Origin of the sequence: Geodermatophilus aquaeductus, assembly GCF_900182545.1 — a bacterium.
GTDB lineage: Bacteria > Actinomycetota > Actinomycetes > Mycobacteriales > Geodermatophilaceae > Geodermatophilus > Geodermatophilus aquaeductus.
This window is the reverse complement of sequence record NZ_FXTJ01000002.1, coordinates 492,976-512,742: the sequence shown is the minus strand read 5'-3', so window position 1 is coordinate 512,742 and position 19,767 is coordinate 492,976. Positions and strand designations below refer to the sequence as shown.

The following is a 19,767-nucleotide window of genomic DNA, read 5'->3' as shown; positions in this document are numbered from 1 at the left end:
ATCCCGCGTCCGCTCGGCATGGCCGGAGGTGGCAGCCGGGGCGGCGGTGCTCGGAGGGGTCGGGATCGTCGTGCTGGGCCTGGTGACCAGAGCCCCCGGCCAGCTGGGGCCGCTGCTCTTCCTGGGTGCCACGGGCCTGCTGGCCGTGGTGCTCGGGCTGCGTCACCCGGTGCTGGCCTGCGGGTACCTGCTCGTCACCACCTTCTTCCGGCTCGCCATCCCGTCGGGCACCCTGCCGGTGGACCCGTTCGTCCTCGCGTTCGGGGGTGTCCTCGCGGCCACGTGGCTGTGGGCCCGGTCCCCGGGGCGCAGGCTCGACGTGGTGGCGCTCGACCCGATCGCCTGCGTGATGGGTCTGTACGTCGCCTGGAACCTGGTGTCGATGCTGGTCCCCCACGCCTACCCGGCGGGACCACCCCAGGACCCCGAGCCCTTCCCGGTGCTGCGCTTCGTGCTCATCGGCACCGTCATGCCCTTGACCATGTTCCTGGTGGGACGCCGGCTGTTCGTCACCGAGCGGGCCCTCCGGATGCTGGTGTGGTCCATCCTGGCCGCCGCCGCGTACTCGGCGGCGGTGAGCGTCCTGCAGTTCAGCGCTCCGCAGGTCGTGTGGCCCCGGTACATCGGGGAGGACCCCAGCTACGTCGAACGCGCCGTCGGTGTGTTCGACCAGCCGGTCGTGAACGGCATGGTGCTCATCGTGGGGTTCCTCGTCGCGATGCTCGTCGCCTCCCACGACAGGGAGAAGCCCCACCTGCGGGTCCTCGCCGGGCTGGTGGCCGCGGCGAGCGCCTATGCGGTCTACCTGACGCACACGCGCGTGACGTGGCTGTCCTTCGCCCTGGTCGTCGCGATCGGTGCCGTGGTGGCCAAGGGCTTCCGCGCCCCCTTCGTGGTCACCGGGTTCCTCATGGCGGTGGCGGTGGTCACCAACTGGTCCACGTTCACCAGCGCTGATCGGGCAGCGGGTGGTGTGGCGTCCCCGGACGAGGTCTACGACCGGCTGAACAGCATCACGACGTCGCTCTGGGCCTTCGCGCGCGAGCCCGTCGTCGGGTGGGGCATCGGCCGGTTCCCCGCCGTCAACACCTTCCACCACCAGGCGTGGGCGCCGGAGATCCCCTGGGAGCGGGGGTTCGGCATCGCCTCCCACCTGGACAGCCTCGGGATCCTGGTGGAGCTCGGCATCGTCGGGCTGGTCCTCTGGCTGGCGATCCTCGCCATGATCTACGCGCGGCTCGTCCAGGCCACCCGCCGCCTCCCGGCCGACGGGATGTACGGGCGCGCGCTGGGGCTGACGGCCCTGCTCTGCCTGGTCGCCCAGTCGATCACCGGCCTGACCGTCGACCTGCGGTACTTCGACTTCCCCAACATCATCGTGATGCTGCTCGCCGGCGCCGCGATCGGATGGCAGCGGGAGGTCGAGCGCACCACGGGGAGCAGTCGCGCGACCGTCGAGACCCGGCAGCCGCACGCGCTCCCGGAGGGGATCGCACGATGAGCGCCCCCCGTCGGCTCCGGGTCGCCTTCGTCGTCCCCGACCTCGGCATCGGTGGTGCCGAACGGCACGTCACGACCCTGGTGAGCCGGCTGGACCGGCGGCGGTTCGATCCCTCCGTCGTCTGTCTGGGCCGCGAGGGGGAGCTCTTCCCGGCCCTGGCGGACAGCGGTGTGCCGGCCGTCGCCCTGCACCGCGCCAAGCGGGAGGCGCCGGCCTGCCTCCGGGACCTCGTCCGCGTCCTGCGGGAGACCGCCCCGGACGTGGTGGTCCTGCGGGGATACAGCGCCGAGACGCTCGGCCGGCTCGCCGCCGTCCTGGCGCGCGTCCCCCGCGTGGTCGTCTGGGTGCACAACTGCGGCGACCTCGAACCACGCGGTGCGCTCAGACGACTGGTCGACGTCCTGCTCGACCCCGTCACCCACGCCTACTTCGGGGTCGCGCACGCGCAGGTCCCGTACATGGTCGAGCACCTCGGCCTACCGCGGCGCAAGGTGCGGATCATCCACAACGGCGTGGACCCGTCCCGCTTCGACGGCGTGGCGGACCCGGCGACCAGGCCGGGACTGGGTCTGCAGGAGGACGACCTCGTCGTGGGCATCGTGGCCGCCCTCCGCCCGGAGAAGGACCACGAGACGTTCCTGCGCGCGGCCGCGCTCGTCGCCGCAGCCGACGTCCGGGCGCGCTTCCTGGTCGTCGGGGAGGGTGACCGACGCCCGGCGCTCGAGGCGCTGGCGCGGGAGCTCGGCATCGCCGACCGGGTGGTCTTCACGGGAGCGCGCGACGACGTCGGCGCCGTGCTCCGGGCGATCGACGTCTTCGTGCTGTGCTCGTTCACCATCGAGTGCTTCCCGATGGCGCTCCTCGAGGCGATGGCCGCGGCGCGTCCCGCCGTCTGCACCGCCGTCGGCGGGATCCCCGAGATGATCGAGGACGGGGTCACCGGCCACCTCGTGCCCCCGCGTGACCCTGCGGCCCTGGCCGACCGGCTGGTCCCGCTGCTGGGGTCGGAGCAGCAGCGCCTCGCGCTCGGAGCCGCGGCGCGGGCCCGCGTGGAGGCGGAGTTCACCCTCGAGCGCAGCGTCCAGGAGGCGCAACAGCAGCTCCTGGACGTCGCGGCCCCAGCGCGGACGGCCGCCGGGGTCCGGCGGCCGCTGCGACTGACCATGGTGCTGGACGAGACGGCGGTGGGTGGGGTGGAACTGCTCATGCTCGACGTCTTCCGGACCTTCGACCCCGCGGTCGTGGAGCCGAGCCTGGTCTGTCTGCGCACCCCGGGACCGCTGGCGGAGGAGTACCGGGCGGCGGGGTTCCCGGTCGACGTGCTCGACCGCAGCGGGAAGTTCGACCTCCGGACCCTGCCTCGTCTGGTCGGGGTCCTGCGCCGCAGGAGGGTCGATGCCGTGCTCGTCCCCCACCACCACCGCGCGTCACTCGCCCTGGGCCGGCTGGCGGCCCGGTCGGCCCGCGTCCCGACGACCCTGGTGGCGGCGCACGACATGGACCTGACGAGGGTCGGCAGGCGGTGTCTGCCCCGGTGGGCCGTCGCGACGCTGTGGGAGACCGATGCGCTGGTCCTGCTGGCTCCCAGCCAGGGCGAGTACCTGCACCGGGAGGAGGGGGTCGGCCGTCGTCCGTGGAGCCGGACACGGGAGGTGGTGGTCCCCAACGGGGTGCGGGTGGGACCGCTCCCCGACGGAGCGGCCCGGGCAGCGGCGCGGTCCCTGCTGGGCCTTCCCGCCGACGCCTTCGTGGCCGGGATCGTCGCCCGGCTGAGCCCGCAGAAGGCCCACCACGTGCTCCTCGAGGCCTTCGCCGTCCTGCGGAGGTCGCGACCTGCGGCGCACCTGGTCGTCGTGGGCGGCGGCGAGCGCGAGCAGGAGCTCCGGCGACTCGCGACGGACCTCGGACTCGACGGGAGCGTGCACTTCACCGGTGTCCGGCGCGACGTCGGCGCCCTGCTCCCGGCCTTCGACGTGTTCTGCCTGTCATCGGTCCACGAGGGCGTCCCCATGGCCGTCATCGAGGCGATGGCGTCGGGGATCCCCGTGGTGGCGACCGACTGCGGGGCGCTGCGCGACATGGTCGTCGACGGAGAGCACGGCCACCTCGTGCCGGTGGGGGACGCCGAGGCGCTGGCGGAGCGGTTGTCCGGACTGGCGGAGGACCCCGGGCGGCGTGCGCGGATGGCGACGGCCGCCCGGGCACGGGTCGAGGAGCGGTACCGGCTCGAGGACACGGCGCGCGGGTACGAGCGGCTGCTGCTGGAGCTGGCCGGAGCCGGGAGCGCCCGGCTGCCGGACGGCCGCCCGGTGCGCCGTTCCCGGCGCCGGTGGTCCGTGGCGCCCGACGCGGCCGCTCAGCCCGGCTTGCGCAGGTAGACGACCCGCGAGCGGAAGGTCCGGTAGAGCCAGGTCGCCGGGCGGCCCAGCCGCCCGATCGCGCGCATCGACGGACGCACGTGGCCGTCGAAGAACTCCTGCTCCGCGAACCGGTACTCGAAGCCGATCTCCTCCCACATCACGCGGTAGCAGGAGGTCGGTACGTACCGGGTGGCGTCGGTGACGAAGAAGGCGTTGTGATCGGCCGTCTCGTCGGCCGAGAGCCCCTGCTGGTACTCGTTGCGGATCCCGGCCAGGGCCCACAGCTTGTACCACCACCGGTGCTGGAACACCCCGCCGAACGGGACGTGGATGTGTCCCTCGACCGGGGCGTAGCGGGCCGGGATGACGTGCAGCGCGTGTCCGCCCGGCCTGGTGATGCGGAACAGCTCCCCGAAGACCCGGACCTGGTCCTGGACGTGCTCGAAGACCTGGTCGGAGACGACGAAGTCGAACGTGTCGTCCGGGTAGGGCAGCCGCAGGTCCAGCAGCGTGCCCGTCGTGATGCGGTCCCGATCGGCGCTCAGGAGGGTGCGGCCGTCCCCGACGTCGTAGCCGCACGCGTTGACGTACCCCGCGGCCACCAGGGCCCGCACGGTCCGGCCGGCGCCACAGCCGAAGTCGAGGACCCGGGCGGTCCGGGGCAGGTCGACGCCCAGCGTCTCCAGGACGGCGAGGTTGAGGACGCGGTCACCGACGGGAGCGGTGGACAGGGCGTCGACGTCAGCGGCCGGCACTGGCGCCTCCCGAGGATCGCTGCCCGGTCTGTGAGGAGCGACGACGGACCCTCGCCTGCTCCGGCGCAGCGACCGGGGGTCGTCTGACGCCCGCGGAGCATGGCAGAGACGCCGCGCGCGGGACAAGGCTCCCGTTCCCCGCACGGGATCAGGTCGCGGACGCGCGAGGGAGGCACTGGGAGAGCCACAGTTCCAGGACCAGCAGGGCGATGAGGCCGCGCTGCGCGGACTCCTCTCCCGACGCCTGGGCAGCGCGCAGGGCCCCCTGCACGGCGGACCGGTCCAGGAACCGGGTGTAGCGCGCCCCGGGGTCGAGGAGGACCTCCTCGAGGACACCTCCGACCTGTGACGCGAACCAGCGGCCCGTGGCCTGCCGGAAGAAGCCGACCTTCCTCCGGTGGATGACGTCCGGGGGGAGGAGGCCCTCGGCGGCCACCTTCAGCGCGTACTTCGTGACCGAGCCGTGGACCTTGAACCGGGCCGGGATCGTCGCGCAGTACTCGACGACCCTGTGGTCGAGGAACGGGACCCGGACCTCCAGTGAGTGCGCCATCGACATGCGGTCGAAGTAGTGCAGCATGCTGTCGACGAGGGCCAGCTGGGCATCCAGGTACAGCGTCGCCGGCAGCGCCCCCACCGTCCTCGGGAGGCGGGATGCGTGGGTCTCCACGGCGCGGCGGGCGGCGCCGGGTGGCACCGCGGCGAGTCCTCCCGTCAGCGCCTCACGTCCGAAGGTGGGCAGCGCACTCATGGCCAGGACCCGGGACCCGGGGTCGCCGGCGGCCAGGCTCTGCACGACCCGACCCCACGTGTCGGGCAGCGCGCCCGCCACCCGCCCGCCCACGAGCCCGCCGAGTCGCGGGAGCACTCTGCTGCGGTCGGTGAACGCCGCCATGCGGTGCTTGCGGTACCCGCCCAGGAGCTCGTCGGCCCCCTGCCCCGACAGGGCCATCGTCACCTCCTTCGAGGCGATGCCGCACAGCGCGAAGAAGCCCAGCGCCGAGAGGTCGGCCACCGGCTCGTCCAGGTGCCATGCCAGAGCCGGGAAGTCCGGGGTGTCGGTGGTCATGGACATCTCGACCTCGTGGTGGTCGCACCCGAACATCTCGGCGACGCGACGTGCGACCGGGAGCTCGTTCCCGTCGTGGTCCTCCGTGAAGCCCACGGAGAACGTCTTGACCGGATCCGCGAGCCGCGGGGCCATCAGCGCCACCACCAGGCTGGAGTCCAGGCCTCCGCTCAACATCGCCCCGAACGGCACGTCGCTCATCAGCCGGAGCCTGACCGCCTCGTCCAGCTCCTCCAGCAGCCCTTCGGCGTAGTGGCGCACCCCCGGGCCGGTCGGGCCGGGGGAGGGCAGCGGGTACTCCCACCACTGCTCGACCCGGTGCCGTCCGCCCTCGACGACGAGCCGGTGACCGGCGGGCAGCTTCGAGACGTTCGCGAACGGTGTCCGGGCTCCCGGGAAGAACCCGAGCTCCAGGTACGCGCTGATCGCCTCGAAGTCCAGGTCCAGGGGAGCCAGCCCGCTCGAGACGATGCACTTCAGCTCCGACGCGAACACGAGACGGTCGGCGACGCGGGCGTAGTACAGCGGCTTGATGCCCATGCGGTCACGCACCAGCACCGCGCGGTCGTGGTCGTCGTCCCACAGCGCGATGGCGAACATGCCCCGCAGCCGGTGGGCGAAGTCCAGGCCGTGGCGGCGGTAGAGGTGCGGGATCACCTCCGTGTCGCAGCGGCTCGTGAAGCGGTGGCCGACTCCCTCGAGCTGGTGCCGGAGCTCGTCGTGGTTGTAGATCTCCCCGTTCTGGACCGCGGTGACGCGTCCGCTGTCGTCGGTGAAGGGCTGGTGCCCCCCGTCGACGTCGATGATGCTCAGCCGCCGCGCCCCCAGCAGCACGCCCGGCGCCCGGAACTCGCCGTGGTCGTCCGGCCCCCGGTGCACCATCGCGGAGCTCATCCGCAGGACGGCCGCCTCGTCGGCGGGCGACGGCACCCCGCCCGTCCCGATCACGCCACAGATGCCGCACACCGGCGTCTCCCGTCCTCCTGGCTCACGTCACGGCCGGGGTGACGACCGGGGGTCGCCGCCCTCCTGCTCCGTCGACGACGGTCACGTCCCCGGCTCCCGCGAGACCGATCACCAGCGTGCGGACGTCCCCGCCCGCTCCCTCGCGCACCACGAGGCGGTCCTCGGAGACGGTGACCTCGACCGGTGCCGGCGGGGTCTCCGGGCCGGTCACGGACCGGATGGACGTGACGTGCGCCCACGGCCCCCGGGCACGCTGCACCGTCCCGATGTGCCAGGCCGGCACGCGCTCCTCCAGGTGCGGGGAGGTCCAGCCGAGCTGCGCCTCGTCGTCCCCCCGGCTCGCGAACACCTCGACCGGCACGGAGGCCCCGTAGGTGAAGCGCACCGGGTGCCCTCCGACGGTGACGAGGTGGCCGTCGGGAAGCCGCTCGACGCCGGCGTCGCTGCTCAACGGCCACCCCACCCGGTACCGGTGCTCGCCCCGCGCGGCGCAGAGGTCGACGACCAGGCAGCCCTCCTCGTCGGGTGGCGCGACCACCCAGCGCCGGTGCAGCACCGGGTCGGGCAGCCGCGTGTACCCGTCGTGCTCGGCGTCCACGAGCCCACGTGCGACGTCCACGTGGCGCCGGCGGACGTCCGCGCCACGTGTCCACAGGAACAGGCCGCCGGGGACGCTCTGGCTCAGGTCGTCGACCTCCACCGTCGCGTGCGCCCGCGTCGCCCGGTGGGCCTCCCGCCAGTCGCGGTGCCGGTAGTAGCTCCCGGTGCCCGGGTCCACGACGACGGCGACCCCGTGCAGGTCGAGGGTCACCGAGAGCGCGTCCGCGTGGCCGTGGGCCGCGATCGGGGCCTGTCCCAGCGGTCCCACGTCGACGAGGAGGCGGCGTCCCGTGCGGCTGCGCAGCACCACCAGCCCACCGTCCGGCGCGACCAGGTCCCTCGCCGGCGGCGGCGGCTCCGTGGCGAGCGCGGTCCGGCCGCCCAGTCCTCCCCGCAGCACGGCCGCGGCGAAGTCGTCGCCCGCCGGCCGGCGCGGCCACCCCATCACCGCGTCGAGAGCGGACAGGTGCGCCTGGACGCTCCTCGTCCGCTCGGCCTGCAGGCGCAGGGCGAAGCTCTCGTCGTCGTCGCCGTACCACGGCGTCGACTCGCCGGGGTGGACCAGCGACCCGAGGTAGGCCGCGCTGCGCCGCAGGGCGCCGACCAGCGCGTCGGGAGGCGGGTCACCGCGGTCGACCAGGGCCGCGACGACGAGGAGGAACACGTCCGCGGTGAACAGGTGGTACCGCAACGACCGTTCGACCCCGGCGCCGTCGGGCAGGATCTGCCGGTCCGCCTCGCGGGCGAGGACCGCCAGTGCGCGCTCCTCGTCCCGGCGGGACCGGGGCAGCTCGGGGAACAGGATCGAGGACACCGCGACCCCGCCCATCTCGCCGACCAGGTGGTTGTTGGCCGAGCTGAACAGGGAGCGCTCGGCCCAGCACTTCTCGGCCGACCGGGCGAGCAGACCCAGGACGCGGGACTCGAGCCCGGGGTCCAGTCCCTCCCAGCACCGCAGCGCCCGGAGGGTGACGGAGACCGACATCGCCCGGACACCGGCCTCGAACCCGCCCAGCCAGGCGATGCCGTGGCCGGGCGGGTTGTGCCCGAGCCACGAGCGCAGGTGCTGCGCCGCACACTCCACGAACCGGGTCTCGCCGGTGATCATCCAGGCCTCGACCAGCACGGGCAGGTGCTGGAGCCGGTTGAGCTCCCAGATCCACTTGGGATCCTGGTCGCCGAAGCGGTAGTCGATGCGTCGCGACGGCACGGCCGGCCACCGGTGGCCGGTGAGCGGCTCGTGGTGCCAGTCGATCTCCGGGCCCAGCGGTGCCGGCGGGTTGCCGAAGAAGCGGAACCGGTGCTCGAGGGCCTCCCGAGCGGCCATCAGCACCTCGGCCGCGGCGTCCGGGTGTTCCTCCGCTGCCGCACGCACGGCCACGGGGTCCAGCAGAGCGAAGTGCCGCTGCCCGCACCCGGCGGCGGGGAGCCGCGCGGGCCTGCGCCGGGGGACCAGTCCCAGGTCACGCGCCAGCCGGCCGCCGCGCCAGAGGACCTCGGCGGGCTCCATGGCGCGCAGCCGGTGCACGTACCAGGCGAGGCTGTCCTGCCTCATCCGTGGGTCGCCGCCGATCGGGTCGGGCCGGCCAGCGCCCGGTAGGCGGCGACGAAGTTGCGCCGGGAGGTGTCCCAGGAGAGCTCCTCGGCCACCCGCGACCGGCCGACCTGCGCCATCTCCGCCCGGCGCGCGGGGTCCTCCAGGAGGTCCCGGATCGCCACCGCGAAGGCGGCGACGTCGTTGGGTGGGACGTACGTCGCCGCGTCGCCGGCCGAGACCCTGGCCTCCACCAGGTCGAAGGAGACCACCGGGACGCCGATCGCCATGTACTCGACGACCTTGTTCATGGTCGACACGTCGTTGAGCGGGTTGAGCGGGTCGGGGGAGAGGGCGACGTCGGCCGTCGACAGTGCCGACTGCAGGAACTCGTCGGGCACCCGTCCGGTGAAGGTCGTGTACTCGCCGAGACCGAGCTCCTCCGCGAGCCGGATCATGTCCCCGGTCGCGTCGCCGCTCCCCATGAAGACCGTGTGCAGGTCGGTCCGGCCGAGCACGTGGTGGTAGTGGGCGAGGGCGTGCAGGGCGTGGTCGACGCCGTCCTGGGGCCCCATCACACCGACGTAGGCGGCCAGGTACCGGCGTCCCTGCCGGAGCTCCGGCATCGGCTCCCTCCTGCCGAAGCGCGACAGGTCCGGAGCGCTGCGCACCACGGTCACCTCGTGCGGTCGCTTGCCCCCGCGCTCGATGGCCACGCGCCGGTAGCTCTCGTTGGTGGACAGGACGGCGTCCGCGCGGCCGAAGGTCCAGCGCTCCGCCGCGAGGAGGGCCGGCCGGAGCCATCGCGCCTTCCCGTCGAAGCGGGACTCGGCGAGTTCGGGCACGAGGTCGTGGTGGTCGAAGACGAACGTGGCACCGCGCAGCTTCAGCGGCAGGACGGCCAGGAAGAGGAGGTCGGGCGGGTTGCACACCTGGACGACGTCGATGCGTGCCCGCGCCGCGACCTGCAGCGTGAGCCGGCCGGTGTGCCAGAGCGCAGCGGCGTACTCGCGCACGTACCCCAGCGGACCGCCCTCGGCCGCGCGCAGGGGATAGCGCAGGACGGTGATCCCCTCGAGGACCACGCGCGGCTCGGTGTGCTCGCGCTGCCCCATCGGGCAGATCACCGTGACGCGGTAACCGGCGTCGCGCAGGGCCCTGCTCTCCTGCCACACCCGGCGGTCGAACGGCACCGGCAGGTTCTCGACCACGATCAGGACGTGCGTCTGCCCGAGGCCGGTCCCCCGCGGGGCGCGCTCCGCCCACCGGCGGAGCGGCCGCCGCCTCACCCGGTCACCTCACGGACGCGGTCGGTCCGTTCGCCGCCCGGGGTGGCGCGCCGCGGGGCGAGGACCGACAGGTAGATCGCCTCGATCCGGTCGGCGAGCGTGCGGAGGTCGAACTCGGCCGACTTCCGCCACGCGGCCGCACCCAGCCGGCGGCGGAGCCCGGCGTCGGCCACCACCCGTTCCAGGGTGGCGGCGAGCCGGACCGGGTCACGCGGGGGCAGCAGGACCGCGGTCGTGCCGTCCTCCACCAGGTCGGGGACGCCGCCGACGTCCGAGGCGACGATGCACAGGCCGTGCGCCATGGCCTCGAGCACCGACATCGGCTGACCCTCGTGGGTCGAGGGGAGGACCAGCACGTGGGCGGAGTCGAGCAGGGCGCCGACGTCGGCCGGGTCCAGCCAGTCGAGGACCTCGACGCTCGACGCGTTCGGCAGGGTCCGCCGCACGGCGCGCGCGCGATCGACCTCCCCGTTGCCCGCGATCGTCAGCCGGGGGTGCCCGGACCCGGCCGGCCACCGCAGGGCCCCCCACGCCGTCAGCAGGTCGAAGGTCCCCTTGAGGTCGCCGATCTGACCGAGGAAGACGACGTGCACGCCGTCCTCGGGTTGGTCCACCGGCTGCGGTCTGCGGTGTGACACCCCGTTGGGCACCGCCCGGACGTCGACGTCGGGGAAGAGCGCCCGGAGTCGCGCCGCCCAGCGCGGCCCGAGCGCGAGGACGACGTCGCTGTGCGAGAAGGTCCTGCGGACGAAGCCCTGGGCCACCCGCCCCAGTCCCCGGTAGAACTCGTCGAACGTGCCGTCGTGCACGTGCGTGACGACCGGGACCCGGGCCAGGCGGCAGACGCGGATCAGGATCGCCTTCCTGAGGAAGCTGCCGCGCGCCGACGCGTGGACGTGGACGAGGTCCGGGCGGCCGGTGAGGGCGACGGACAGCCGGAGGGCGCCGCGGACGAAGACCACCGCCTTGTGCAGCCTGGACCCGTCGCTGTGCGTGGCGATGTGCCGGACCGCCCACCGCTGCCACAGGCCGGTCGCCTCCGCGTTGCGGACGTACGTGGCGACGCCGCCGCGCGTCGACCGGCTCGTGGAGACCCACAGCACCCTCCCGAGCCGAGCGGGGTCGGCCGGGTGCGGTGGTGCAGGGGCCGGGTGCGTGCGGTCCACCCTGGTTCGCCTCCGGGGGTTCCAGCAGCCGCCCGGTGGCGCGCCGGGCTCGCGACGACACGGTGGGTCTGGCGGGAGTGGGCGGGAGCGTAGTGCGACGGCCCGGCCCGAGGGGGTGTCCTCGTCGCGGGTGGTCACCGGTCTCCCGCCGCCCTGCCGGGGGAGACCCGCCGCCACGCGGCGGCCACCATCGCGGCGATCTCCCTCGCGGTGGTCGGGGCCGTCACGCGCAGCGTCACCCCGTACACGAGGAGGAGGACCACGCCGTCCAGGGCGATGCACGCCAGCCCCCACGGCCCGCGGCTGGCGGAGTGCAGGACGAGGTGCTCGAGGGGGACGGTCACCGCGCAGGCGACCAGCGCGCTCGCCACGGCCGGTGCCGTGGCGCCGAGGGTCTGGCGGGCGGAGACACCGACGACGGGCGCGGCCAGCGACGCGACGAGGACCGCGGTGACGACGGCGGTCACCGAGATCGACAGGCCCACACCGACCAGGCCGAGGGGGCCGATGAGCAGCAGGAGCAGCCCCACGCTCAGGACCGTCTCGGTCAGCGTGAGCCAGTTGAGCAGCCGGGTGCGGCCGGCGCCCTTGATGGCCTCCTCGCCCACGGTCATGACCGCCTTGCCCAGGCCGAGGCCGGCCATCGCGACCAGGGCGTGGCCGGCTCCGCGCCACTCCTCGCCGAGGACGAGGACCACGAGGGGGACCCCCGCCGTGACGACCATCGCGGCCACGGCCGCGGCGGCCGTCACGGTGAGCCGGAGGGCGCGCAGGTAGGCGACCCGGAACCGCGGGCGGTCGTCGGCCAGCCGGGCGAACGCCGGGAAGAGCGCGACGGAGCTCACCTCGACCAGACCCATCACCGGGATGCGCGCCATCCGCTCCCCGTAGCGCAGCAGCCCCAGGTCCGCGGTGCCGAGCGCCGCCCCCGTGACCACCGACTGGGTCGCCTTCTGCCCCCGGTCGCCCAGCATCCCCAGCACGAGGGGGAAACCGAACCGGGCCAGCTCCCGCCACAGCCGGAACGACGGGCGGCCCCGTGCGGGGCGCCAGTCGCAGATCCACCACAGCGTCAGCACCCACACCAGCGAGGACGCGTAGCTCCCCAGGACCATGCTCCACACGCCGAGGCCCAGCGCGGCGGTCGAGACGGAGACGGTCGCGAACGTCACCGCGACCGCGGGCCCCACGACCAGGCGACGGCGGACGCTGAACTCGCGCTGCAGCAGCGCCTCGGGGACGTTGGTGAGCGCGTAGAGGAGCAGCCCGCCGGACAGGGCGGCGGCCACCAACCCCGCGCTGCGGTCGCCGAAGACGTGCCCGACCAGCGGGGCCGCGGCCAGGGAGAGCAGCGCCATGAGGGCGCCCGTCGCCAGGGTGGCCCAGAACACCGTGGCCGCGGCGTCGTCGAGGTCGTGGGCCCGGTGGACGAGTCCGGAGCGGAGACCGCCCTCGACGAAGTTGGTGACGAACGTGGTCAGGACACCGCCCGCCACGAACAGGCCCACCTCCGTGGGCGTGAGCAGGCGGGCCAGGGCGATCGTCTGCCCGAGGGCGACCAGCTCGCTGAACAGGAGGGCGGCAGCGGAGGCCGCAGCCACCCGACCGATGCGCGAGCGCAGTGACCGGCCCTGGTCTCCGGCCGTGGGGGCCGGGGGGCGTTCGAGCACCGCGGCGTCCCCCTCGTGCTGGGTGCCGCCGGTCGCTGCCCCCGTCGCCCGGGGGACGGGCGGGTCAGACGAGGTCACAGACCCGCTCGAAGGTCTTGCGGCTGGCCGCGATCTGCTCGACCGCGCTCGCCAGCAGGGCCGTCCGCTCCTGCGGTGCCCGTGCCCACGCCGAGCGGATGGCGGCCGGGAGGCGCTCGCCGAGGTCGTCGCCGTCCAGCCGGACCAGTTCCAGGCCGGTGCCGAACATCCCCGCCAGGCCGAGGAACTTGTCGTCGTAGTACGCCGACGACGTGAGCGCGACCACCGGGATCCCCTGCGACAGGGCGAACACGCCCGCGTGGTAGGCGCCCGTGACCAGGACCCGGCAGCGGCCCACCTGCGCGGCGACGTCCTGAGGACGGGAGAAGCGACCGAGGGCTCGCCTCGCACGTCCGGACCCCGCGACCAGGGGGAGCGTCGACCGGCGGTCCTCGGACCGGAACTCGCTGATGACCACCGGCACCAGGTCGGTGTCGAGCTCGTGTGCGGCGGAGCGGAGGCCGGCGGCCACGACCCTCCTGGCCCCCGTGCCGACCGGTGCGTAGCCCGCGACGCGCAGGCACACCCCGAGGTCGTGTCCCAGCTCCTCCGGGCACTGGGAGTACGCGAGCTCGATGGCGTCGTCCCCGGTGACGACCACCCGCGACGGCGCCACCCCGGCTCTCTCCAGCAGCGCCGGCCCGCGCCTGCTCTCGCGCAGCGCGATGACGTCGACACGCGGCAGCACCTCGGCCGCACGGGACAGCAGGCCCGGGTCGTCGATCGGACCGAGCCCCTGCCCCAGCATGGCGGTGGGCGTCCGGTTGCCGGCCGCGTGCGCGAGCAGGTCGAGGACCCGGGTCGACTGTGCGGGGTCCACGTCGGTGAGGTAGCCGCCGCCCAGCGCCACGACCAGGGACGACGAGGCGACGGCCGCCTCCGTGTTGGGCGTCACCCCGCCGGCCGGAGAGCCGGCCGGGGCCGCCGGCCCGTGCACGTCGCGACCCGGTCGGTAGCGCCCCCGGTGGAGCAGGGCCGGCGCGCGGTGCAGGAGCCGCCTCGCCGCCCGCCTCGCACCGCGCACCCGCTCCCGTGCCCAGATGCCCGCCGTGACCCGGCTGATGGCGTACGGGCCGACCAGGCGCGGCCCCAGCACCGCGGCCCACCGGGCCATCGGACCGGCGGGGGACCAGGCCGACGTCCCCCAGGGCGTGATCGGGTCGACCCCCGGGAGATAGGCGCGCAGCAGGGCCGGCGTGCCAGTCAGCACGCCGATGCGGGCCCGCGGCCACCTCTCCCGCAGCCTCCGGACGGTCACGTCGAGCATGGCGAGATCACCCATGTTCAGCAGCCGGTACTCGCCGTGCTCGACGAGGATCCGGGGTTCGTCACGGGGCGGCTTCGCATCGGTGTCACTGGACAAGGCGTCGTCCTCCGGGCACGTCCGAGAGCCAGGTGGTGGGCTCGAGCGCTCCGCTGGACCGGCGGCCCGGGACCGCTGCTGCCGGCGGAGTGTGGCACGCGGGTTCCCGCCGGGACCCCCTGATCTGCACGGCGATCGAGGACCGCACGACACCCCGGGTCCGGCGGGACCTGCCCGTGTCGAGCCGCGTGGTCGACGTCACTGCGCCGCCACCGTCCGTGGGGGCGCGCCCACGCGTCCTTGCGGCGTGAAGGACTCCGTCTCCCTCTGACCGCGCCGTCCCTAACGTGCGCCTCCATCCGAAGCGCCGAGAAGCGGGGGCCGGGATGTTGCCGAGTGCGGACCTACCGACGATCAGCGTGTTCGGGCTCGGCTACGTCGGGTGCATCTCGGCCGCGTGCTTCGCGTCGCGCGGGCACCCCGTCGTCGGCGTCGACGTCGACGTCCGCAAGCTCGACCTGCTGCGCCGGGGGATCGCCCCGCTCGTCGAGGACCGGCTGGGCGAGCTGGTCGCCGACGCGGTCGCCTCGGGGCGGCTGTCGGTCACCGAGAACGCCACCGACGCCGTGCTGACCAGTGACGTGTCGCTCGTCTGCGTCGCCACCCCGTCGACCCCGGGCGGCGGCCTGTCGACCGCCTACCTGGAGGCGGTGACCGCCGAGATCGGGACCGCCCTGGCGGGGAAGGACGGCTGGCACACGGTCGTGTACCGCAGCACGATGCTGCCCGGCACCTGCGAGGAGCTGCTCGTCCCGCGGCTCGAGCAGCTGTCCGGCAAGCACGTCGGCGTCGACTTCGGCGTGTGCGTGAACCCCGAGTTCCTGCGCGAGGGGAGCAGCGTCCGGGACTTCCTCGACCCCCCGAAGACGGTCGTCGGGCAGACAGAGGACCGGTCGGGACAGGTCGTGATGGAGCTCTACGCGGGCCTGCCGGGGCCGCGGTTCCGCGTCCCGCTCGCCGTCGCCGAGATGGTCAAGTACGTGGACAACAGCTTCCACGCGCTCAAGGTCGACTTCGGCAACGAGATCGGCGCCATCTGCGCGGCCCTGGGGCTGGACTCCCACGAGGTGATGGACGTCTTCCTGTCCGACGACAAGCTCAACCTCAGTGCGGCCTACCTGCGGCCCGGCTTCGCGTTCGGCGGGTCCTGCCTGCCCAAGGAGGTGCGGGCGCTGACGCACACGGCCCGCCGGCACGACGTCGACGCGCCCGTCCTCGCGCACATCCTCGCGTCCAACGAGGCGCATCTGCGCCGGGCACTGGACATGGTGCTCTCCCTGGGCAAGCGCAAGGTCGGGCTCTTCGGCCTGTCCTTCAAGCCCGGCACCGACGACCTGCGCGAGAGCCCGATGGTGGAGCTGGCCGAACGGCTCATCGGCAAGGGCTGTGACGTCAGGATCTACGACCACGACGTCGCGCTGTCCCGGCTCACCGGCTCGAACAAGGCGCACATCGACGAGCGGCTGCCGCACCTGGCGGAGCTGCTGACCGACGAGCTCGACACGATGACCCAGCACGGCGAGGTCCTCGTGGTGGCCACCAAGGACGAGGCCGCGCTCTCCGCCGTCGAGCGGGCCCCCGCCGGCACCGTCGTGGTCGACCTCGTGCACGTGCCGCGGCTCCGCGAGACCCGGTCCAGTGCCGAGTACCTCGGGCTGAGCTGGTAGCCCATGGACACGACCGGACCCCGACCCCGCCTGAGCTTCCTGACGCCGGCCTACCGGACCGAGGCCTACCTCCCCGGCACCATCGCCTCGGTCCTGGGACAGACGAGCCCGGACTGGGAACTCGTCGTCGTGGACAACGGCAACTCCGACGCGATCGCGTCGATCGTCCGGTCCGCCGGCCGCGGCGACCCCCGCGTGCGGCTGGTGCGCCAGGAGAACCGCGGCTACGCGGGTGGGGTGATGGCCGCGGCGGAGGTGGCGCGCGGGGACGTGCTCAGCGTCCTGGACAGCGACGACGAGGTGGTGCCGGAGTTCGCGGCCACGGTCCTCGCCTTCCTCGACGCCCACCCGTCCGCCGGAGCGGTCGGCTGCGACGCCCACCTGGTGCTCGACGGGGACGAGCGGCCCTCGCTCCGGAGCCACCTCCAGTCGATCGGCTCCCGCCCGCCCGCCGAGGGCGGGGAGGTGCTCACGGTGGAGGACGTCCTCGGCGGGCGGGTCCCGTACTACACCGGCGGCGTACGCCGGGACGCGTGGGAGGCGGCCGGCGGCTACCTGCCCGGCATCGAGAGCGACGTGCTGCTCTGGCTCCGGCTCGCCCGCGACTCCGAGGTCCACCTGATCCCCGACAAGCTGGCCCGCTACCGGGTGCGGGACCGGTCGCTGTCCCGGGACCCCGACCGGGTGGAGGACTTCGAGCGCTCGCTGATGCGGACCTTCGAGGTCTTCGCGGAGCGCTCCGGCGACCCCCGCCACCGGGAGATCGCCCAGGGGCCGGTGCGCCGGCTGCGCTACCACCAGGCGCTGCGCCGGGCGCGCTGGGCCTTCGTCGACGGGGACCTCGACGCGGCACGCCGGCACGCCCGGGAGGCGCGTGCGCAGCGGCCCACGCTGCGGGCCGGGGCGATCGTGGTCCTGCTCCGGCTCTCGCCCCGGCTGCTCACCCGCGTCCACCCGCTCAAGCAGCGGCTCGCCGAGGGAGGGCACCGCGCCCGGCAGCGGGTCCTCGGCTGGGGCTCACCCCCCGTGCCCGCTCCGGACTCGGGCCCGGATCGTGCCTAGCGCCTCCGCCAGCCGCTCCAGGGGGAGCGCGGCGGCATCCGACCGGGACACCGCACTGACGGGGAGGGGCCACGGGATGGCCAGGGAGGGGTCGTCGTGAGCGATCGTGAGGTCCTCGTGCGGATCGTGCCGCCGGTCGATCCGGTAGGCGGTGTCCGCCGGCTCGGTGAGCGCCTGGAAGCCGTGCGCACAGCCGGCGGGGACGTAGACGGAGTTCTGCCGCTCGCCGTCGAGCACGAACGACAGCCACTCCCCGCGGGTGGGAGAGCCCGGTCGCAGGTCGACGACGACGTCGAAGACCCGGCCCGAGGAGCAGCGCACCAGCTTGCTCTCGCCCTCGCCCACGCGGACGTGCAGGCCGCGGAGCACCCCGCGGCGCGAGCGGGACATGCTGTCCTGCACGAACCCGTCGGGGTCGATCCCGGCCTCGCGGGCGACGTCGGCGTCGAAGGTCCGGCTGAAGAACCCGCGCTCGTCGGCGTGCGGCGTGGGCGTGAACTCGACGACACCGGCGATGCGGGTGGGTTCCCAGCGCATGGCCCGCGAGCATGGCACCGGTCCCGCCGGACGTCGAGGTCGCGGTCGTGAGCGCGCCGCGGTGCCGGTTGTGCCGTGCGGAGCTCACCGACACCTTCGTCGACCTGGGCATGTCACCGCCCTGTGAGAGCTACCTGACCGCCGACCAGCTCGACAGCGGCGAGGTCTTCTACCCGCTGCACGTGCGCGTCTGCGCCCGGTGCCTGCTCGTCCAGCTACCCGCCTACGTCGACGCGGGGGACATCTTCAGCCACTACGCCTACTTCTCCTCCTACAGCGACTCGTGGGTGGCGCACGCCAAGGCCTACGTCGAGGAGGCCGCCGACCGGCTGTCCCTCGGTACCGGTTCCTTCGTCGTCGAGGTGGCCAGCAACGACGGCTACCTCCTGCAGCACGTCGTGCAGCGGGGGATCCGGGCGCTGGGCATCGAGCCGGCGGCCAACGTCGCCGAGGCCGCCGTCGAGAGGGGCGTCCCGACCGAGGTCACCTTCCTCGGAGAGGCCACCGGCCGCGACGTCGCGGCGCGGCACGGTGCGGCCGACCTCGTCGTGGCCAACAACGTCTTCGCCCACGTGCCCGACATCGTCGACTTCGCGAGGGGACTGCGGGCGCTGGTGGCCGACAGCGGGACGGTCACCATCGAGATCCCGCACCTCATGCGGCTGATCGAGGGCAACGAGTACGACACGATCTACCACGAGCACTACTCCTACCTCTCGCTCCTGACCACGCAGCGGGTCCTGGCCGAGGCGGGGCTGGTCGTAGTCGACGTGGAGGAGCTGCCGACGCACGGCGGGTCGCTGCGCACCTGGTCGGTGCCGGCCGAGCGGGCGGTGCCGCCCAGCGACGCCGTCGCCGCCGTCCTGGCCGCCGAGGAGGCCGCGGGACTGCACACCCTGGCCGGCCACGCCGGCTTCGCGAGCGCGGTGGCCCGGGTGCGCAACGACCTGGTCGAGTTCCTGGTCGAGCGCTCCCGCCGGGGGGAGACGGTGGTCGCCTACGGCGCGCCGGGGAAGGGCAACACGCTGCTCAACCACTGCGGCGTCCGCTCGGACCTCGTCGCGTTCGCCGTCGACCGCAACCCGTTCAAGCAGGGCCGGTTCCTGCCGGGGACGCACATCCCGGTCCACCCGCCGGAGCGCCTGGCCGAGGCGCGACCGGACTACGTGCTGATCATGCCCTGGAACCTCAGGGACGAGATCGCCGAGCAGCTCCGCGACGTCCGCTCGTGGGGTGGGCAGCTGGTCGTGGCGCTGCCCCGGCTGGAGGTACTCCCGACCACCCGAGAGGGGTCCCGATGAAGGTCGTGATCTTCTGCGGCGGCCTGGGCATGCGCATCCGGACCGGACCGGAGTCGCTGCCCAAGCCGATGATGCCCATCGGCAGCCGCCCGGTGCTGTGGCACGTGATGCGCTACTACGCGCACTTCGGGCACACCGAGTTCGTCCTCTGCCTGGGCTACGGCGCCTCCGCGGTCAAGGACTACTTCCTCGACTACCGCGAGACGAGCTCGAACGACTTCGTGCTCACCAAGGGCGGCCGGCACGTGGAGATGCTGGCCACCGACATCAGCGACTGGACGATCACCTTCATCGACACCGGGGTGTCCACGGCGATCGGCGAGCGGCTGCGCCGGGTCCGGCCCCACCTGGAGGGCGACGAGGTCTTCCTCGCCAACTACGGCGACGTGCTGACCGACGCCCCGATGAACGACCTGATCGCCGACTTCGAGACGACGGACGCGGTGGCCAGCCTGCTGGCGGTCAAGCCGCAGGACTCCTTCCACGTGGTCGAGCTCTCCGGGGGCACCCGGGTGACCGGTCTGGTCCCGGTCGCCGACATGTCCATGCGGATCAACGGCGGCTACTTCGTCCTGCGACAGGGGATCTTCGACTACCTGAACGAGGGCGACGACCTGGTGATGGACGGCTTCACCCGGGCCGCGGCCGACGGCCGGCTCCGCGCCACGCCCTACGACGGCTTCTGGGCGCCGATGGACACGCTCAAGGAGCGGACGGCCCTGGAGGAGCAGTACCGGACGGGGGTCAGCCCGTGGGCGGTCTGGCGGGACCGCCCCGTGGACCCGGGGCCGCCGGTCATCCCGGTCATGGTGGGGGAGCCCAGTGCCGCCGGGTCCCGGTAGCCCCGCC

General features: G+C 73.9%; 14 protein-coding genes. 6 read left to right on the top strand and 8 right to left on the bottom strand.

Translation table 11 applies throughout. The features are described 5' to 3' along the window. Positions 1 to 28 precede the first annotated feature (28 nt). Together FN207_RS07580 and FN207_RS07575 are read left to right on the top strand one after the other, a co-directional pair. A complete protein-coding gene (locus tag FN207_RS07580; protein ID WP_221888087.1) occupies positions 29 to 1,501 on the top strand; it encodes an O-antigen ligase family protein in 1,473 nt (490 codons plus the stop codon). Next, positions 1,498 to 3,879, top strand: coding sequence for a glycosyltransferase (locus FN207_RS07575; RefSeq protein WP_142457721.1), 2,382 nt, complete (start codon positions 1,498 to 1,500; stop codon positions 3,877 to 3,879). Before FN207_RS07580 ends, FN207_RS07575 begins: the two co-directional genes overlap by 4 nt. On the opposite strand, the gene FN207_RS07570 is transcribed toward FN207_RS07575, so the two are convergent. The 7 genes from FN207_RS07570 to FN207_RS07540 all read right to left on the bottom strand — a co-directional run bounded on the left by FN207_RS07570 (position 3,858) and on the right by FN207_RS07540 (position 14,351). Beyond that, positions 3,858 to 4,616, bottom strand: coding sequence for a class I SAM-dependent methyltransferase (locus FN207_RS07570; RefSeq protein ID WP_185938237.1), 759 nt, complete (start codon positions 4,614 to 4,616; stop codon positions 3,858 to 3,860). The genes FN207_RS07575 and FN207_RS07570 overlap by 22 nt on opposite strands. A gap of 148 nt (positions 4,617 to 4,764) precedes the next feature. Beyond that, positions 4,765 to 6,651 carry an asparagine synthase (glutamine-hydrolyzing) gene (gene asnB / locus FN207_RS07565; protein WP_142457717.1) on the bottom strand — a complete coding sequence of 629 codons (1,887 nt, stop codon included), beginning with the start codon at positions 6,649 to 6,651 and terminating at the stop codon, positions 4,765 to 4,767. Positions 6,652 to 6,673: 22 nt separating this feature from the next. Continuing rightward, positions 6,674 to 8,806: a heparinase II/III family protein gene (locus FN207_RS07560; RefSeq protein ID WP_142457715.1), complete on the bottom strand. Its 2,133-nt coding sequence runs from the start codon at positions 8,804 to 8,806 to the stop codon at positions 6,674 to 6,676. After that, positions 8,803 to 10,074 (bottom strand): glycosyltransferase family 4 protein, encoded by a 1,272-nt coding sequence (locus tag FN207_RS07555; protein WP_142457713.1) that lies wholly within the window; start codon positions 10,072 to 10,074, stop codon positions 8,803 to 8,805. Before FN207_RS07555 ends, FN207_RS07560 begins: the two co-directional genes overlap by 4 nt. Further along, positions 10,071 to 11,177 (bottom strand): glycosyltransferase family 4 protein, encoded by a 1,107-nt coding sequence (locus FN207_RS07550; protein ID WP_221888086.1) that lies wholly within the window; start codon positions 11,175 to 11,177, stop codon positions 10,071 to 10,073. Before FN207_RS07550 ends, FN207_RS07555 begins: the two co-directional genes overlap by 4 nt. Positions 11,178 to 11,374: 197 nt before the next feature. Beyond that, a complete protein-coding gene (locus tag FN207_RS07545; RefSeq protein WP_185938235.1) occupies positions 11,375 to 12,841 on the bottom strand; it encodes an oligosaccharide flippase family protein in 1,467 nt (488 codons plus the stop codon). A gap of 133 nt (positions 12,842 to 12,974) precedes the next feature. Beyond that, positions 12,975 to 14,351 (bottom strand): polysaccharide pyruvyl transferase family protein, encoded by a 1,377-nt coding sequence (locus FN207_RS07540; protein WP_221888085.1) that lies wholly within the window; start codon positions 14,349 to 14,351, stop codon positions 12,975 to 12,977. Positions 14,352 to 14,677: 326 nt separating this feature from the next. On the opposite strand from FN207_RS07540, the gene FN207_RS07535 reads away from it, so the two are divergent. Both FN207_RS07535 and FN207_RS07530 read left to right on the top strand, forming a co-directional pair. Next, positions 14,678 to 16,018, top strand: coding sequence for a nucleotide sugar dehydrogenase (locus tag FN207_RS07535; RefSeq protein WP_142457708.1), 1,341 nt, complete (start codon positions 14,678 to 14,680; stop codon positions 16,016 to 16,018). A 3-nt stretch (positions 16,019 to 16,021) separates the two neighbouring features. Beyond that, positions 16,022 to 17,080 (top strand): glycosyltransferase family 2 protein, encoded by a 1,059-nt coding sequence (locus FN207_RS07530; protein ID WP_142457706.1) that lies wholly within the window; start codon positions 16,022 to 16,024, stop codon positions 17,078 to 17,080. Here the strand turns inward: FN207_RS07530 and FN207_RS07525 are convergent. Further along, positions 17,036 to 17,617, bottom strand: a complete 582-nt coding sequence (locus FN207_RS07525) for a dTDP-4-dehydrorhamnose 3,5-epimerase family protein (protein ID WP_142457704.1) — start codon at positions 17,615 to 17,617, stop codon at positions 17,036 to 17,038. The genes FN207_RS07530 and FN207_RS07525 overlap by 45 nt on opposite strands. Before the next feature lie 47 nt (positions 17,618 to 17,664). Here FN207_RS07525 and FN207_RS07520 point away from each other — a divergent pair, with 47 nt between their 5' ends. Together FN207_RS07520 and FN207_RS07515 are read left to right on the top strand one after the other, a co-directional pair. Continuing rightward, positions 17,665 to 18,918 (top strand): class I SAM-dependent methyltransferase, encoded by a 1,254-nt coding sequence (locus FN207_RS07520; RefSeq protein ID WP_246065850.1) that lies wholly within the window; start codon positions 17,665 to 17,667, stop codon positions 18,916 to 18,918. Beyond that, positions 18,915 to 19,760 (top strand): sugar phosphate nucleotidyltransferase, encoded by an 846-nt coding sequence (locus FN207_RS07515; RefSeq protein ID WP_142457700.1) that lies wholly within the window; start codon positions 18,915 to 18,917, stop codon positions 19,758 to 19,760. Before FN207_RS07520 ends, FN207_RS07515 begins: the two co-directional genes overlap by 4 nt. Positions 19,761 to 19,767 lie beyond the last annotated feature (7 nt).